This window comes from Allofranklinella schreckenbergeri, from assembly GCF_003703475.1.
Lineage (GTDB): Bacteria > Pseudomonadota > Gammaproteobacteria > Burkholderiales > Burkholderiaceae_C > Lampropedia > Lampropedia schreckenbergeri.
Genome location: NZ_RDQM01000001.1, coordinates 156,400 through 173,489, shown reverse-complemented (window position 1 = coordinate 173,489; position 17,090 = coordinate 156,400). Strand labels below are relative to the sequence as shown.

At 61.2% G+C, this 17,090-nt stretch carries 14 protein-coding genes; 6 read left to right on the top strand and 8 right to left on the bottom strand.

Annotated features, from left to right (window positions below; all coding sequences use genetic code 11):
* The first annotated feature begins 28 nt into the window (after positions 1–28).
* Genes EBQ26_RS00720 through EBQ26_RS00710 form a run of 3 tightly spaced genes read left to right on the top strand, consistent with a single transcriptional unit; the run spans position 29 to position 4,817 of the window.
* Positions 29–805: a pilus assembly PilX family protein gene (locus EBQ26_RS00720; RefSeq protein WP_122237110.1), complete on the top strand. Its 777-nt coding sequence runs from the start codon at positions 29–31 to the stop codon at positions 803–805.
* A gap of 23 nt (positions 806–828) precedes the next feature.
* Positions 829–4,344, top strand: coding sequence for a pilus assembly protein (locus EBQ26_RS00715; protein ID WP_122237109.1), 3,516 nt, complete (start codon positions 829–831; stop codon positions 4,342–4,344).
* A gap of 20 nt (positions 4,345–4,364) precedes the next feature.
* Positions 4,365–4,817, top strand: a complete 453-nt coding sequence (locus EBQ26_RS00710) for a type IV pilin protein (protein ID WP_275261421.1) — start codon at positions 4,365–4,367, stop codon at positions 4,815–4,817.
* Positions 4,818–5,045: 228 nt separating this feature from the next.
* Here the strand turns inward: EBQ26_RS00710 and msrAB are convergent, their stop codons facing one another.
* The gene (gene msrAB, locus EBQ26_RS00705) at positions 5,046–6,659 is read right to left on the bottom strand and encodes a bifunctional peptide-methionine (S)-S-oxide reductase MsrA/peptide-methionine (R)-S-oxide reductase MsrB (RefSeq protein ID WP_122237107.1); all 1,614 of its coding nucleotides are present in this window, start codon (positions 6,657–6,659) and stop codon (positions 5,046–5,048) included.
* Between the two features lie 120 nt (positions 6,660–6,779).
* On the opposite strand from msrAB, the gene rlmH reads away from it, so the two are divergent.
* Positions 6,780–7,253, top strand: coding sequence for a 23S rRNA (pseudouridine(1915)-N(3))-methyltransferase RlmH (rlmH, locus tag EBQ26_RS00700; protein WP_122237106.1), 474 nt, complete (start codon positions 6,780–6,782; stop codon positions 7,251–7,253).
* 92 nt (positions 7,254–7,345) lie between these two features.
* Here the strand turns inward: rlmH and kdsB are convergent, their stop codons facing one another.
* The 7 genes from kdsB to nrdF form a co-directional block, all read right to left on the bottom strand.
* Complete coding sequence (gene kdsB, locus EBQ26_RS00695) at positions 7,346–8,122, bottom strand: 3-deoxy-manno-octulosonate cytidylyltransferase (protein ID WP_122237105.1); 777 nt, start codon at positions 8,120–8,122, stop codon at positions 7,346–7,348.
* A 127-nt stretch (positions 8,123–8,249) separates the two neighbouring features.
* Positions 8,250–8,438 (bottom strand): Trm112 family protein, encoded by a 189-nt coding sequence (locus tag EBQ26_RS00690; RefSeq protein ID WP_122237274.1) that lies wholly within the window; start codon positions 8,436–8,438, stop codon positions 8,250–8,252.
* 245 nt (positions 8,439–8,683) lie between these two features.
* Entirely contained in the window at positions 8,684–9,067 is a 384-nt protein-coding gene (locus tag EBQ26_RS00685) for a hypothetical protein (protein WP_122237104.1), read from the bottom strand.
* A 95-nt stretch (positions 9,068–9,162) separates the two neighbouring features.
* The gene (locus EBQ26_RS00680) at positions 9,163–9,879 is read right to left on the bottom strand and encodes an SPOR domain-containing protein (protein ID WP_238944038.1); all 717 of its coding nucleotides are present in this window, start codon (positions 9,877–9,879) and stop codon (positions 9,163–9,165) included.
* A gap of 36 nt (positions 9,880–9,915) precedes the next feature.
* Positions 9,916–11,598 (bottom strand): arginine--tRNA ligase, encoded by a 1,683-nt coding sequence (argS, locus tag EBQ26_RS00675; RefSeq protein ID WP_122237103.1) that lies wholly within the window; start codon positions 11,596–11,598, stop codon positions 9,916–9,918.
* Between the two features lie 42 nt (positions 11,599–11,640).
* A complete protein-coding gene (locus tag EBQ26_RS00670) occupies positions 11,641–12,720 on the bottom strand; it encodes an EI24 domain-containing protein (protein ID WP_122237102.1) in 1,080 nt (359 codons plus the stop codon).
* A gap of 136 nt (positions 12,721–12,856) precedes the next feature.
* Positions 12,857–13,816 (bottom strand): class 1b ribonucleoside-diphosphate reductase subunit beta, encoded by a 960-nt coding sequence (nrdF, locus tag EBQ26_RS00665; protein WP_122237101.1) that lies wholly within the window; start codon positions 13,814–13,816, stop codon positions 12,857–12,859.
* A 258-nt stretch (positions 13,817–14,074) separates the two neighbouring features.
* On the opposite strand from nrdF, the gene pepN reads away from it, so the two are divergent.
* On the top strand, positions 14,075–16,846 hold the full coding sequence (pepN, locus tag EBQ26_RS00660) for an aminopeptidase N (RefSeq protein ID WP_122237100.1): 2,772 nt from the start codon (positions 14,075–14,077) through the stop codon (positions 16,844–16,846).
* 46 nt (positions 16,847–16,892) lie between these two features.
* Positions 16,893–17,075 carry a hypothetical protein gene (locus EBQ26_RS12510; protein ID WP_147473965.1) on the top strand — a complete coding sequence of 61 codons (183 nt, stop codon included), beginning with the start codon at positions 16,893–16,895 and terminating at the stop codon, positions 17,073–17,075.
* The last annotated feature ends 15 nt before the right edge of the window (positions 17,076–17,090 follow it).

Here is a 17,090-nt window from a genome sequence, read left to right as displayed (position 1 = left end):
GGTTCAAACCATTTCAATCGTCGTAGCCATGATTACGCATTACACCCCTTATTCACCCCCGGCAGCGCGCCAGCGCGGCGTTGCATTGTTCATCGTATTGGTGATGGTTTTGCTGGGCATGCTTTTGGCGTTGTGGGCTTCGCGCTCGGCGCTGTTCAATCAAATGGTTATTAGCAATGACGCCGATTACCAGCGTGCATTTTCAGCCGCCCAAGCCATGTTGCAGGATGCAGAGCTGGATATTTTGCGCCAAGGGCCTAATGGAACTGTTTGCGTGAAAAGCGCAGGCAACCCTAGCCGCTGCCGGGCGATCAATACCTTGTATTTTCCCCAGGGTGCGGAAGAGATCACGCCGCTTTTGGCGCAGCTTAATGCGGTGAATCTCACCAAATGTCGCCATGCTTTATGCACCAAACGTGGCGCTGATATAAATAATCCTGGTCAGGATTTTTGGAATAATGCAACTTTGTTGAATGCCATGCAGCGAGCCAATGTGGGTGCGCGTTATGGTCAATACACCGGTGCTGCGAGTGGATCCAATACGGATGAATTGGGCTCAAGTGGTAGCGCGATTCTTAACCAGACAGGTGATGGCAATATTGGCGCCTGGTATTGGATTGAGGTGTTGCCCTATTCGGATACGGCGCAAAGCACGGGGCTGATTGTGGGCGGCGCCACAGACCTTTTGCCCTTGAGCGTTGACCCGCTGGTGGTTTATCGTGTGACGGCTATTGCTTATGGCCGCAAGGATGGCACGCGTGTTGTTTTGCAACAAACCTTTGTGCCCCAAAAACTCAAAGACTGAGATGATGTACGAGGAGGACTCCCATGTTTAAAAAATCCGCCCTTTATCAAGCTGTTCTTGCTCTTCTGGCTGTAGCTGGGGCCACGCAAGTTATGGCTGCGCCTTTGGAGTTGGCAGATACGCCGCCAGGAACTGGATATAAACCGCCGAAGCCTAATGTTATTTTGTCTCTGGATAATTCTGGGAGCATGTCATGGGATATTGATGGCTGTCGTACTCCTGACTCTATTCCGATTTATGGAGGGGGGATTGTTCGTAATGGAGAGGTTTATATTCGGAATAATGCGGGCGAGGCTCAATGTCGTTATGAATTGTGGTCTGGCGGTTATGCTACTAGGAATCAAGTTGGTGGCTGGGGGCAGTTCAAACTGTACACTTTTTCTGATCAGGGATCGCAGAGGTTTTTCAAGGCAGATCCCGGTCAGTCACGCATGCGCACGCTGAAGCATTCATTGGCGACAGCCATGGATAATGTGGTGACGGATGGTTCCATACGGTTGGCGTGGCAGTCAATGCATAATAATCGCGAAATTTTTGATGCTAGAAACTTGACGCAGGGGGCTAGAAACTCCATGAGGTTGTTTGAAGGAGCTCATCGCAGCACTTTTCAAGCCTACCTTAACTCTCTCAGGCCTACTAATGGAACGCCTTCGCATCGGATGATGCAGCAGGCCCATGATTACATGTCTAGCGGAGCTGGAAAAAATAGCCCATGGGCTAAAGATCCCGGTGTAACTGAAAAGCCTTACTTGGGGTGTCGCCGTGCTTATCATATTTTTTTGACGGATGGCTCTTGGAATAGCCAAACTAGGGCCATGTTACCTCATGGAAACCTGGATCAAGATAGCATCGGGAATGTTGGGGGGAGTGGTGAATCGTACAATCCTAATGCAGGTTATGCCAAGGTATTCCGTGGGATAGAGTCGGGGACGTTGGCTGATTGGGCATTCAAGAGCTGGGTGACTGACTTGCAGGAAGACATCCCGAATGAAGTTTCGCTTTTGCCTGACTATCTCAATGCTCCTAACACCACAATTGTGGGCAGCGTGACAGTTCCAAAATTTTGGAACCCGCGCTTCAATCCGGCTACTTGGCAACATTTGACGACATTTTCTATTGGCTATAGTGCATCAGCCTATGCGTGGAGACCGTTCCCACAATTTGATCAATCTTGGGTCACAGCCGGTCCTACTGTATTGGCTGATAACTACGCAGGGGACTTCGAACGGCTGTATACGACCAACCAGAGCTGGCCTAATCTGGAGGTCAATCAGCCAGGAGACAGGTCTGCGACTCGGCCTTCGGATTTATGGCATATGGCCTTGAATAGCCGAGGAAAGTTCTATCCCGTTGATAGTGGGGAACGTTTGACGGCAGCTTTTACAGAAATTTTCAAACGTATTAGCGCGGATACTCAGCCAGGGACGACTGCCATTGCAGCTAGTGGTAGTAATAATGTTTATACCGATGTCGGTTTATTTACTTCCACCTTCGATTCAGCAAGAGCATGGAGGGGGCATGTTGAGTCTTGGGTTATGGATACAGAGGGGCGTCGAAACCCCAATGGCTCTTGGGGGATGAATGGAAGTAATCCTAAGAATACCGCAGACATATTAGATGAATTGGCGGAGGGGGCTATTGCTAATCGAGTGATTCTCACCACCAATGATGCGACGGGGGTGGGAGTGCCGTTTATCTGGAGTATCGGAAATACGTACCCATTGAGTAATGCTCAACGTTCGGCGTTATCCGGTAACTTGGCTGATCCTGAAGGGGAAAACCGCGTTAATTTTTTGCGTGGGAGTCGATTGCTTGAAGGGGTAAATGCTGACTTCCGTGTGCGCCAATCGCGCCAGGGCGATATTGTGAACTCCAGTATTTGGTATGTTGGAAAGCCCGCCAGTGGTTATGGCGTAGAGGATTACTTGCGCTTTGCCAACACCACCCGTCAAGACGCTGAAGATGCCATGATTTACGTGGGCGGTAACGACGGCATGTTGCACGGATTTTCTGCGCATAACGGCCAAGAGCGGATTGCTTACGTCCCCAAGGGCGTTATCCCGGGCTTGCGTGAGCTGACGCTGCCTACCTATGGGCACAAGTTCTACGTCGATGGCTCGCCATTCGCTGGCGATGCTGAAATTGATGGCAACTGGAAAACCGTGCTGGTAGGCACTTTGGGCGCAGGTGGGCGCGGCTACTTTGTGCTGGATGTGACCAATCCCGACAACTTCTCGGCCAGCAACGCCAGCAGCCTGGTGATGATGGACAAAACGCAGATCCCGCGCAGCCTGACTGGCGCACCCGATCCTGTGGGTCTGGATCCCGACTTAGGTCACATTTTCGGCGCGCCAGTGCCGCATGAAACCTATCCCATGCGCGCAGCGCAAGTGGCGCAAATGAATAACGGCCGCTGGGCGGTGGTGCTGGGCAATGGGTATAACAGCGCCAATGAGCAGCCGGTGCTTTACATCCAGTACCTGGATGGCGACAAGAGCGTACGCAAGATCGAGGCCATCACGGCAGCTACCACCTCGGGTGAGAACAAGAGCGAGAACGGCTTGTCCGCCCCGCGCCTGGTGGATATCAATGGTGACGACAGGCCCGATGTCATTTACGCGGGTGACCTCAAAGGCAATCTGTGGAAGTTCGATGTCTCCAGCAGTTCGCCAAGCGACTGGGGTGTCGCCTTTGGCGGTCAGCCGTTGTTCACGGCATGCCGCCGCTCCAATAGTGGTCAGGTCAGCCCATCCTCTTGCGTGCGCCAGCCCATTACCGTGGCGCCGACCGTGCGCGCCCACCCGGCGGGCAGGGGCATGATGGTGGCGTTTGGAACGGGGCGTAACGTGACGATGCCTGATCGCTCGACCACGGATACGCAGGCGATTTACTCGGTGTTGGATAACACGCGATACAAGTTCCGCAATACAGCCAAGACCTTGTTGCAAGTGCATCCAGGAAGCGACGCAGATGGTATTGCCGCGCCGCAGGCCCTGTCCGCTTCAACCAGCCTGGTCTCCCAGACGGTCAGCAGCACGACAGAGGGCGGCTCTGGCGAAAGTGCGGGCACCGATTTTTGGGCTACCAGCGGCAACGCAGTGGACTGGAGCGATGCCAATACGAAGGGTTGGTTCCTCAACTTGCCCGCAAGCGGTGAGCGTTTGTTGCAGACCATGGGTTTTTACGATGGAAGCAATATCCTGACGGTGAACTCCCAGGTGCCTGCGCGCGGCTCGGGCGATTTGGAGGATGAAACCTGCTCGGCCGTGCCCGAGGCGGGCAAGCGCTACATGACCATGCTGAACATCATGACGGGCAAGCCGCCTTCTGTGCAGCTGATGGATTTGAATGGCGATGGCCTGTATAACGGGGATGATCGTGGCGTTTCGCGCATGTCTTTGCTGCCAGACAGCATGACATCCATCAAGTCAGGCGACCGCACCGTGGTGACCAGCTCTGGCAGCGGCAAGACCAAGGACAACAAGCTGGCCTTGATGCCCATTCAGGCGATGCGTCCTAGCTGGCGCCAGCTTCAATAATCCAAGCCAAGGAGATCTGCATGGTATTGACACATACTCCCGCGCACGCTTCGCGTCAGTTTGCGGCGATGCGCGCCCAAGGGTTTACCTTGATCGAAGTCATGATTACGGTGGTGATCGTGGCCATTCTTGCGGCAATCGCGTACCCTAGCTATCAGGAGTTCGTGCGCCGGGGGCATCGTGCTGAAGCCCGCTCGGCCTTGCTGCAAGGCGCGCAGTGGCTGGAGCGCGCGGCCACGGCGCAGGGCACGTATCCACTGACCAATCAATTCCCGTCCGGTTTGACGACGGTGCCCAATGGGCGCTACACCATTGCGTTGCAATCGGATGGGGCGACGTTCACATTGACCGCAACCCCGCAGGGCAGCCAGTCAGGTGATAAGTGCGGCGCCTATACCCTGACCAATACGGGCTTGCGCGGCGCCAATGGGGTCACTACGGGCAGCATCATTGGCGATTGTTGGGGCCGGTGATGGGGCTGCGGCAGGTTATGGTCAAGCGCCTTGCTTGCTGGCCTTGTTGAGCTCGTGATCGGGCCCTGAAAATAAAGAGGCTCCTTGGTGACAAGGAGCCTCTTTCTTTTCAATCAAAAGCAAAAAAATGCCGGTGTTTTGGCATGTATTTATTGATGATTGATTTCCTTTGATTGAAATAAAAGGGGGTGGCGGGCCATCGCTTGTGCGGCGCTGGCCCGCTGGCGTTTAACGCAGCACTTGCGCTTTGTAAGCGCCATAGCCCTGCGCATCCATTTGATCGAGGGGGATGAAGCGCAAGCTGGCGCCGTTGATGCAGTAGCGCAGGCCGCCTTTGTCGCGCGGGCCGTCGGGGAAGACGTGGCCCAGGTGCGAATGAGCGGCGCGGCTGCGCACTTCGACGCGGCGCATGTTGTAGCTCAAGTCTTCATGCTCGGTCACGGCGATGGCTTCGATGGGGCGGGTGAAGCTGGGCCAGCCGCAGCCGGAGTCGTATTTGTCGGCTGAGCTGAACAGCGGCTCGCCGCTGACGACGTCCACGTAAATGCCCGGCTCGAACAAATGGTCGTAGGCGTGGCTGAAGGCGCGCTCGGTGCCGCTTTGCTGGGTGATGCGGTATTGCTCGGCGGTGAGCTGGCTGCGCAGCGTCGCATCGTCGGGCTTGCGCCAGCTGGCGGCATCGAAAGCGGCAGCGGGGGGCTGCGATGGCTCCTGGCGTCGCCCGCGCAAAGGTTCATCGGCTTTGCGGATGTCGATGTGGCAATAGCCGCCGGGGTTTTTCAGCAGGTAGTCCTGGTGGTAGTCCTCGGCGGGGTGGAATTGGCGCAGCGGCAGGTTTTCTACTACCAAGGGTTGGCCGTATTGTTTCTGCTCGGCGGCGAGGGCGGCGGCAATCACGGGTTGTTCGGCGGGGTCGGTGTAGTAAATGCCGGTGCGGTATTGCGTGCCGCGGTCGTTGCCTTGCTGGTTCAGGCTGGTGGGGTCGATCACGCGGAAGTAGTACTCCAGCACGTCCTCCAGGCTGAGGCGAGCGGCGTCGTAATCCACACGGACGGTTTCGGCGTGGCCGGTGCCGCGGTAGATCACGTCCTCATAGCTGGGTTTGTCGGTCTTGCCATTGGCGTAGCCGGAAACGGCATCGATCACGCCGGGCACGCGCTGGAAGTACGCTTCCAGGCCCCAGAAGCAGCCGCCGGCCAGGTAAATGGTTTTGGGGTTCATGCTGGGAGTCTCCTTTGATGTAGGGGGGGACGATGGGGTGGATGAAGAAAGTGGGGCGGCTGGATTGGCCAGCAGGGCTTGCAGTTGGGCGGCCTCCAGGCTGCCGCTGATGGTGCGCACGAGCTGCCCGTTGGCGTCGAACAGCGCCCAGGATGGATAGCCGCGAATTTGCAGCATCTGCCCGATACGGCCGCCATGATCGAGCAGCACGGGCAGGGCGGGGTAGTTCAGGCGGGCATACCAATGCTCGAAAGCGCCGCTGGCTTTCTCACCCAAATGGCCGGGCGAGGCCAGGCTGACGAGGTTGACGCGGCCCAGCGTCTGCTCACGCGCCCAATCGTTGGTTTGTTGCAGTTCAGCCAGGCACAGGGGGCACCAACTGGCCCAGAATTTGACCAGCGTGGGGCGGTCGGCGTGCAGATGCGTGCGGGCGTCTTGGCCGTGCACGTCTTTGAGTGCGGCCAGCATGGCCCAGGCCGGGGCGGGTTGGGTGGCCGACAGGGCGGCGGGCTTGTCGGCGCGTGCGGGCGGGATCCAGTGCAGCAGCGCAGCGATGGCCAGTGCGCAGGCCGCAATCCATAGCGCCAGCCAGCCACGCTGGCGTATCGTTGATAAGGGCATGGTTTTCTCCTTTGCAGTCGATGGATGACTGCATCAGTCGCGCGCCAGGCAAAAACCTGACAAACGGACGGTTTGGGGTGTGGGCTTTTGCTGCTTGGGGAGCTTGTACCATCGCCGCCCATGCGAAAACTGATGATTGTGGCCGTGGGGCAAAAGATGCCTGCCTGGGCGCAGGCGGGGTATGAAGATTACGCCAAGCGCTTTCCGCCCGATATGCGGCTGGAGTTGCGCGCCGTCAAAGCCGAACCGCGCACCAGCGGTAAAACGGCGCAGCAAATGATGGCTGCGGAAGCGCAGCGCATGCAGGCGCAGATTCCGCCGCAAGCGCATGTGGTGGCGCTGGATGAGCGTGGCCAGCAGGGCACGAGCATGCAGTTGGCCCAGCGCCTGCGCGGCTGGCGCGAGCGGGGCAGCGATGTGGTGTTTCTGATCGGCGGGCCTGATGGGCTCGATGGCGCGTTGCGTGATCAGGCGCATGAGCGCTTGCGGCTATCGGATTTGACCTTGCCCCATCCGCTGGTGCGCGTGCTGCTGGCCGAGCAGCTTTACCGCGCCTGGTCGCTGCTGATGAATCATCCCTATCATCGCGAATAATTCCATTTCAAAGAAAATTCGTATTGAATAGAGGATTGCCGAAGTAGGGGTATTTTCTTGTCTTTGGTTGGTAAATATGCCAACCAAAGCCTTCAAGGCGAGCGCGTGGCCGCCCATTGGCGTGCCCGCTGCAAATCTTCCGGGGTATCTACCCCGGCCGGGGGCGCTTGCTGCGCAAGATGCACGGCAATGCGGTAGCCGTGCCAGAGCGCTCTGAGTTGCTCCAGCGATTCGGTGCGCTCGGTCGGGGCGGCGGCCAGCGTGGGAAAACGGCGCAAAAAGCCCGCGCGGTAGCTGTAAATGCCGATGTGGCGCAGGGGGCGGTGCAGCGGCTGCACGTCCTCGCCTTGCCACCAGTTGCCCTGCTGCGCGTCGCGGTAGCAGGGGATGGGCGCGCGGCTGAAATACTGCGCATCGCCTTGGCCGTTGAGCACGAGTTTGACGACGTGCGGGCTGGTGAACTCCTCCAGCCGCTCAATGGGGTGGGCGGCAGTGCCCATGACGGCGTGGGCGTGGGTGGCCAGCGCGTGCGCCGTCGCGTCAATCAGCGCGGGCGGGATGAATGGCTCATCGCCTTGCACGTTGACCACCAGGGCTTGGTCGTCCAGGCCCAGGATGTCGACGGCTTCGGCCAGGCGATCGCTGCCGCTGGGATGCTCTGGCCGGGTCATCACGCAGGCGATGTCGTAGTGCGCACAGGCGCGCGCGATGCGCTCGTCATCGGCGGCGACAACGACGGTTTGCGCCTGGCTTTGCTGGGCCTGGCGCGCCACGCGCACCACCATGGGCAGGCCGCCGATGTCGGCCAGGGGTTTGTCCGGCAGGCGGCCAGAAGCCATGCGGGCGGGGATGAGAACCGTAAAGGGCATGGGGTGGGTGTGTTTACTTATCGATCAATTGGAAAATTGATTTGATTCGAATTATGCCGAAAAAAGGATATTTTGTTTCTTTTTGATTTGTAAATAATGTGCTTTTCGTTGAGGCGGGGTAAGGGATTCAAGTCTGCTGCTCCAACTCCCGCTCCTCCAGCGGGCGGGCTTCGTTTTCCAGCAGGATGGGGATGCCGTCGCGGATGGGATAGGCCAGGCGGGCGCTGAGGGAGATCAGCTCTTGGCGCTCGCGGTCGTAGCGCAGGCTGCCTTTGGTGACGGGGCAGACCAACAGTTCAAGGAGTTTGGAGTCGATCACGTGACAAATCCATGCAGGAGAGGGGCTGAAACGGCAGGGCCAGCGCAGGCGGCCAGCCGTTCAGGCGTGGGGAAAGGAAATGGGGAAACGAAATAAGGAAAGGGAGAAGCGCCGCGCGCATTCTGCCCGGCGCAGGGGCAGGCCGCTTTTTGCGGGCCTGCCGATTGGTTGGGATGCGCTTGGGCAATGCATTGCACGACGGCGCGGAACACCAAAACCGCTAAGGGCCTTTGAGCAGGCGTTTACTGCGCGCCAGGGCCGGATTGGTGCTCATACAGCACGCCCCCGCCCATGACGCTGCCGTGCATATGGGTGTGCTGGCCACGGCGCACGCGCTCCTCGCAGGCCTGGCGGGCTTCGCTGTGGTGGCCGTGGGCCTGGCAGCGGCGCAGGGCGTTTTGCTGGAAGTCGGCGGAGGCGGGGTCTTGCGGAGCGCGCTGGCGCACAGCGCCGATTTCGCGGCGGCAGGCGGCGCGGTCTTGCTGCCCGTCTTCACAGACGGCATAGGCGCTGGCTGCATGTCTGTTTTGAGCTTGGGCCTGGGCCTGGGCCAAGGGCAGGCCAGCGGCGAACGCGAAGGCGCATACGGCGCTTGCAGCGGCAAAAACGTGACGGATGGCAGTCATGAAGTGCTCCTTTCAGGTTGAGAAAAGACGACCGAATTTCAAAACCTCAGCGTAAAACCATCGCCGGATTGCGTAGCGCCTGGGGGCCGAGGCGCTCAGCGCGATTGGCGCACAACGGCGGAGTCAAAGCCTTGCAGGTCAAACTGCCGTTTGATGTTGGCGGCATCCTGGCTTTTGCCGAAGGGGCCTACGCGCACGCGGTAAATGGTTTGGCCTTGTTGCTCGCGGCTGGTGATGCGGGCGTCCCAACCGTTCATCGCCAGACGGGCGCGTTGCGCGTCGGCGTCGGCGCGCGAGCGGTAGGCGCCCGCTTGCACGAAGTATTGGTAGGTGTCAGTCGAAGCGGGCGGGGCGGCAGGCGCTTGGGTCGGCTCGGTGGGCGCCGGGCGGTTGCCGACTTTGGCGGCCAGCTCGCCCAGCGGGTCGGACGGGGTGGCGCGCGGTGGCGCCACGGCGACGACTTCGGAGGGGGGCTCTGGCTCGACGGGCGGGGCTTCCGGCTCGGGCGGGCGCTTGGGGCGCGCCGTGCTTGGCGCGGGGGCAGCAGGCGCGGATGCCGCGCCGGTGCGGCTGCTCAGGGAGGCGTTGGGGTTCCAGGTGCGATTGCGCTCTTGCTCGGTCGAGTCCAGTGCCGAGGGCCGGGTATTGGCGCTGGTGTTGATGAAGGGCAGGGGCATGCGCGAGATGTACAGCGCCACACCAATGGCGATGGCAAAGCCGATGGTCAGCCCGATCAGGATGCCGGCGATGGTGCCGCCGCGCTGCCTGCCGATGCCTGTTGGAGCGGTGCTGGGGGGGCGCATGGTGTTCATGGTCAGGTGAAGGGGGTTCTCTCTCGGGGGCGTGGGTTACATGCGCTCGGGGGCCGAGACGCCCAGCACGGCCAAGCCGTTGCGCAGCACCTGGGCGGTGGCTGCGATGAGCGCAAGCCGGGCCAGTTTAACCGCTTCGTCTTCCACCAAAATGCGCTCGGCGTCGTAATAGCTGTGGTAGCTGGCGGCCAGATCGCGCAGGTAGAAGCTGACGTCGTGCGGGGCGAAGTCGCGCGCTGCGGCGCTGAGCATGTCGGGGTATTTGGCCAGTTGCAGCAGCAGGGCTTGGGCGGCGGGGGTGTCCAGCGCGGCCAGGCTCACGTCCTTGAGGGTGGCCACATCGCCGCCTTGCTCGGCCCAGGCGGCCAGCACGGAGCAAATGCGCGCGTGCGCGTATTGCACGTAGTACACGGGGTTGTCGTTGTTTTTCTGTACGGCCAGATCGACATCGAAGGTGTATTCGGTATCGGGCTTGCGCGAGAGCAGGAAAAAGCGCACGGCATCGGCACTCGTCCACTCGATCAAGTCGCGCAGCGTGACGTAGCTGCCGGCGCGCTTGCTGATCTTGACCTCCTCGCCGCCGCGCACCACGCGCACCATGGTGTGCAGCACGTAGTCGGGGTAGCCTTTGGGGATGCCGGCCTCCAGCCCCTGCAGGCCGGCGCGCACGCGGGCGATGGTGCCGTGGTGGTCGGTGCCCTGGATGTTGATGGCCTTGGTAAAGCCGCGCTCCCACTTGGCCTGGTGGTAGGCCACGTCGGGCACGAAGTAGGTGTAGCCGCCGTCTTGCTTGCGCATGACGCGGTCTTTGTCGTCGCCGAAATCGGTGGTGCGCAGCCACAGCGCGCCGCCTTCCTCGTAGGTGTGGCCTTGGTCGATCAGGCGCTGCACGGTGCGTGCTACGCGGCCGTCGGCGTACAGGCTGCTTTCCAGGTAGTAGTGGTCGAATTTCAGGCGGAAGGCCTGCAAGTCCTTGTCCTGCTCGTTGCGCAGATAGGCCACGGCGAACTGGCGGATGTTGTCCAGGTCTTGCATGTCGCCGCTGGCCGTGAAGGCGCGGTCATCGGCGTGGACGGTTTTTCGATCCAGAAAGTCCTGGGCGATGTCGGCAATGTAGTCGCCGTTGTAGGCGGCCTCGGGCCAATCGGCATCGCCGGGCTTCAGGCCCTTGGCGCGCGCTTGCACCGATTGAGCCAGGGTGGCGATTTGCACGCCGGCATCGTTGTAATAAAACTCCCGGTGCACTTGCCAGCCCTGTGTGGCGAGCAGGTTGCAAATGGCGTCGCCCAGCGCCGCCTGGCGGCCATGACCGACGTGCAGAGGGCCGGTGGGATTGGCCGAGACGAATTCCACCATCACCTTGTCTGCGCGGGCGGGCTGGGAGCCAAACGATGCGCCCGCTTGCAGAACGTCGCGCACGACTTGTTGCTTGGCTTCGGGCTTGAGGCGCAGGTTCAAAAAGCCCGGGCCTGCCAGCTCAATGGCAGCCACCCATTGCTGGTAGGGCGGCAGCGCCTCCAGAGCGGCCTTGATCTGTTCGCCCAAGGCGCGCGGGTTTTGCTTCAGGGGCTTGGCCAATTGCATGGCGGCGGTAATGGCCCAATCGCCATGTTCGCTTTGGCGCGGCAGCTCAAAGGCCGCTTTGGCGCCTGCGCCCGAGGAAAGGTTTTCGAGCACGCTGGCCAGTCCGGCCAATAGTTCTTGTTTGATGTTTTGCATGGGGGCGGATTCTATCTAGGGCCACCCCCCCTGCGGCGGCCCTCAATCGCTGGAAGACGAGCCTGAATCCGAGGAGGAGCTGCTATCGGAGGAAGGTGACGATGGGTTCGCCGCCGGGGAGGTGTTGTCTGTTGCAGACGGTGCGCCATCTTTCGTCATGCAGGATGGCAACGCCGAGGGGTCTGACTTGTTGGTGCATGGTGGCTGGGGGGCCACTGAAGCCCCATTCACCGCGCTATGGGGCAGGGCCGCGACAGGACTGGCAGATTCTGCGGGAGAGGCAGGCGGCTGAGGCAGTGGTAGCGGCGAAACAGGCGCTGCCCCCGCTTGCCCGCCGCGCAGGCGGGCGAGGGCTTCCAGGCAGTAATGGGCATACCACAGTGAAGTCAAGGCAAAGACCCAAGTGAATAGCCACACGGCCACAGGCACCAGAACCGGGAAGGCGACGGCAAACAGCACGCCGGAAGCCCACAGCACGCTAGGCGCTGCGCCCAGAAAGCCGCACAGCACCCCCAGCAGCAATAGCGGCCAGCGGTGTTGCTGCAGGATCCACTGGCGTTCGCTGGCGTTGGCGTGCTGGGCCAGCACATCGAAGCTGAGCACGCGATAGGCCAACCAACCCCAAATCAGCGGCGGCAATACCAGTGCCAGCGGGGGGATGAGCCACAGCGGCGAGCTGGCAATCAGTGCCAGTACGGCCAAGGCCGTGGAGATACAAGACCAGGCCAGGCTATGCAGAAAAGAGGGGCGGCCCCGGCTCTCCAGCTCGGGAAAGCGCCGCCGGGCGACGTCCTTGGCCATGGCCGGGGTCATGAACATGGTCACCAGCAGGAGGCTGGTGATGATAAGCACAGGTGTGACCATGGCCACCACCAAAACCGGCGCCAGCCAATCGCTGGTGGGGGGCAGGCCGAGTTGGGAGAGCTGGCCATTGATCCAGAGCCACACGCGGCTGGCTTCCATCCAGGCGCCGACGCCTGCTACTGCGGTGTGCCAATAAAAATAGCCCAGCAACAGGGCGCTGACGATGATGACGCCCAGGGGCAAAAGGGACAGGGCCACTACGCGCGGGCTGAAACTGTCGAGTAGCGCGCGCCAGAAGGATTCCATCACTTGTTTCATGGATGTGCAGCAGGGGGGAGCCAAAAAAAGGGCTGGCAATGTACCACCCGCCTGTTGTTGCGTCAGCGCCCGTCGTCCCTATCCATGCATCAGTGGCTGGTTTTGTCTGGCGCGCGAACAGGTGACGAAAAGGCGGCTAAAAGGCCCAATCTTCGTCTGCGGTCACTTCGGTTTTGCCGATGACGTAGGACGAGCCGGAGCCGGAGAAGAAGTCGTGGTTTTCGTTGGCGCCGGGGTCGAGCGCGGCGAGGATGGCGGCGGGCGCCTGGCAGCGCTCTTTGGGGTAGAGCGCTTCGAAGCCCAGGTTCATCAGCGCCTTGTTGGCGTTGTAGTGCATGTAGTGCTTGACGTCCTCGGTCCAGCCCAGCGGGTCGTACAAATCGGCGGCGTAGCGGTACTCGTTGGCCATTAGCGTTTGCAGCGTGTCGTAAGTGAAGCGCTGCAGCTGTTCCTGTCGGGGCAATGGCTGGCGCTGGTACTGCTGCTGGAATTTATAGCCGATGTAGTACCCGTGGCAGACCTCATCGCGCAGGATCAGGCGGATCAGGTCGGCCGTGTTGGTCAACTTGCCTTTGCTGGCCCAGTAGAAGGGGCAGAAGAAGCCGCTGTAGAACAAATACGACTCCATCAGCACGGACAGGATCTTGACCTTGAGCGGGTCGTCGCCCCGGTAGGCGCGCGCGATGATGGCGGCCTTCTCCTGCAGCCAGGGGTTTTCCTCACTCCAGCGGAAGGCGGCGTCGATCTCCTGCGTGCTGCACAGGGTTGAGAAGATCGAGCTGTAGCTGCGCGCGTGCACCGCCTCCATGAAGGTGAAGTTGGCGAATACGGCTTCTTCGTGCTGGGTTTGCGCATCGGCAATCATGCGCGGCGCGCCTACGGCCGCTTGCACGGTGTCGAGCATGGTCAGGCCGGTGAAGACGTGCATGGTGGTGCGCTGTTCCTGCTCGGTGAGCGTGCGCCAGGAGGGCAGATCGTTGGACAGCGGCACTTTTTCCGGCAGCCAGAAGTTGCCTGTGACGCGGTTCCACATGGTCAGATCCATGGGGTCTTCGAGTTGGTTCCAGTTGACGGCGCGGGTGATTTTCAAGTCCATGGCTGCAGAGCTGGCTGAAATAAAACAGTGAGAGGTTGATGTATAGCGATGGCTATAAATCGCCGGTTTATAGCACGCGCTTTGCCGCGTCGCAGATCGCGCCCATCCGCTTTCTTGTCTGCCTTGCGGAGAGCGGCGGCGGGTTCTTTGCCAATGCATTGGCATAATCGACCGCATTGCTTTCCGCCGCCGCCGAGCGGCGTTGTTTTTGTTTGGCCTCTGGCTTGCCGCGCTTGAGGCCGCTGCCGTCCCTACACCATGACCGACACAACCCCAACGCCAGAAACTTTGCCCGCTGACGCGCCACAGCAGGCGCGTGAAGCGACAGACGCGACGACGGTGCACCGCGAGGATTACCAGCCGCCTGCGTTCTGGATCGATAGCGTTGCATTGACCTTCGATCTGGACCCCGCCAAGACGCGCGTGCTCAACAAAATGCAGGTGCGCCGCAATATGGCGGTGCCCGCGCAGCCGCTGCGCCTGGATGGCGAAGCGCTGAACCTCGCGCGCGTATTGGTCAATGGGCAGGGCGCGTCTTTCAAACTGGAGCATGGGCAACTGGTGCTCTCCAACCTGCCCGAAGGGGATGCGCCTTTTGATCTGGAGATCTTCACCACCTGTCAGCCGGAGAAAAACACCCAGCTCTCGGGCCTGTACGTCAGCCAGGGCACGTTTTTCACGCAATGCGAGGCCGAGGGCTTTCGCCGCATCACCTACTTTCTGGACCGGCCCGATGTGATGAGCGTGTACACCGTCACGCTGCGCGCCGACAAGGCGGCCTACCCCGTGTTGCTCTCCAACGGCAATCTGGTCGAGCAAGGCGATCTGGAGGATGGCCGCCACTTCGCCCGCTGGAGCGATCCGTTCAAAAAGCCCAGCTATTTGTTTGCGCTGGTGGCCGGGCCACTGGTGGCGCGCGAGCAACGCATCACCGCGCGCGACGGGCGCGAGCATTTGTTGCAGATTTACGTGCGAGCGGGCGATCTGGAAAAAACCGAGCACGCAATGCGCTCGCTCATGGCCAGCATCGCCTGGGATGAAACCCGCTTTGGCCTGCACCTGGATCTGGAGCGCTTCATGGTCGTCGCCACCAGCGACTTCAACATGGGCGCGATGGAGAACAAGGGCCTGAACATCTTCAACACCAAGTTCGTGCTGGCCAGCCAGGCCACGGCCACCGATCAGGACTTCGCCAACGTGGAAAGCGTGATCGGCCACGAATACTTCCACAACTGGACGGGCAACCGCATCACCTGCCGCGACTGGTTCCAGCTCTCGCTCAAAGAGGGGCTGACGGTGTTTCGCGACCAGGAGTTCTCCATGGACATGGCCGGCAGCGCCAGCGCCCGCGCCGTCAAGCGCATCGAGGACGTACGCCTGCTGCGTACCATGCAGTTTGCCGAGGATGCCGGCCCCATGGCCCACCCCGTGCGGCCCGACAGCTACCAGGAAATCAACAACTTCTACACCCTGACCATTTACGAAAAGGGCGCCGAAGTGGTGCGCATGATGCACACCCTGGTGGGCGAGGCGGGCTTTCGCAAAGGCATGGCGCTGTACTTCGAGCGCCACGACGGCCAGGCAGTCACCTGCGACGACTTCGCCCAGGCCATTGCCGATGCCAACCCCGATAGCGCTCTGGCGACGCATCTGGCGCAGTTCAAGCGCTGGTACAGCCAGGCCGGCACGCCCCAGGTGCAGGCCGAGGGCCGCTACGACGCCGCAGCCCAGACCTACACCCTGACGCTGACGCAAACCACCCCGCCCACGCCGGGCCAGGATGAGAAGCACCCGCTCATCATCCCCGTGCGCCTTGGGCTGTTGGGCCGCAATGGCGCGGCGCTGCCCTTGCAGTTGCAGAGCGAACAAGGCGTGCAAGAGCTGGGGCTGGAGGCCACCTTGGTGCTGCACGAGGGCCAGCAGAGCTTTGTCTTCACCCAGGTGGGCGAGTCGCCCGTGCCCTCGCTGCTGCGCGGCTTCAGCGCCCCCGTGGTGCTGCACCAAAACCTGGACGACGACGCGCTGGAAACCTTGTTGCAACACGACAGCGACCCTTTCAACCGCTGGGAGGCCAGCCAGCAATGGGCGCAGCGCATCATCGTGCAAGCCTTGGCCGATGGCGATGCGCAGGCCGCACCGCGTCTGCCTGAGCGCTACCTGGCCGCGCTGCGCCACTTGCTGGCTGATGCGCAGCTCGATGCCGCCTTCAAGGACTTGGTGCTCACCCTGCCCAGCGAGGGCTACATCGCCGAGCAGCTCGATAGCGTTGATCCCCAACGCATCCACGCCGTGCGCGAGGCGCTGCAAGACCATCTGGCCCAGGCCCTGCATGCCCAGTGGCAAACCGTGTGGGAGCAACATCACGACACCGGCGCCTACCAGCCAGACGCCCACAGCGCCGGCCGCCGCGCGCTGGCCGGCAAAGCCCTGGCCATGTTGGTGCGCGATGCGCGCCGCACGGGCGATGCCGTCTGGCCCGGCAAGGCCTACCAGCGCTTCAAGGATGCGGGCAACATGACCGACCGCTTCAACGCCCTGAGCGCACTGGTGCAGGCCGGCCACCCGCTGGCCCAACCCGCGCTGGAGCGTTTCCACCAAGTCTTTCAGGGCGAAGCGCTGGTGTTGGACAAATGGTTCCAACTGCAAGCCAGCGCGCCCGCGCAAGGGCAGGGCGAAGCCGCCAGCGTGCTGGCGCGCGTGCAGCGCCTGATGCAGCACCCCGACTTCTCGCTGCGCAACCCCAACCGCGCGCGCAGCCTGATCTTTGCCTACGCCCAGGGCAACCCGGCGGGCTTTCACCGCGCCGATGGCGCGGGCTACCAGTTCTGGGCCGAGCAAGTCATCGCGCTGGACGCTATCAACGCCCAGGTCGCCGCCCGCCTGGCCCGCGCGCTGGACCGCTGGGCCAAGCTGGCCGAGCCGTACCGCACCGCCGCCCGCACGGCCATCGCGCGCGTGGCCGCCCACGAGCCGCTGAGCAAGGACGTGCGCGAGATCGTGCAAAAAGCCCTGGCTGCGCCAGCGGCTTGAGGCGCAAGGGGCGGTTCAAAAAAGTGTTGGCCAAGCGCGTCTGCGCTTGGCCAAGCTGGTTCGTGTGCAGCGCCAGAACGGGCTGGTCTGCGGCGGCACTCCCGATAACCGCAATACCGCCGCACCTTCACGTCGTTGGGGTCGCTTCCAGGTGCTTGAATTTACAAATCAGAGTGAAATTGATTTGATGCTGAAATTGCCAAAACAAGGTAATTTTTTTGCTTTTTGAATGGTAAATTGGCAT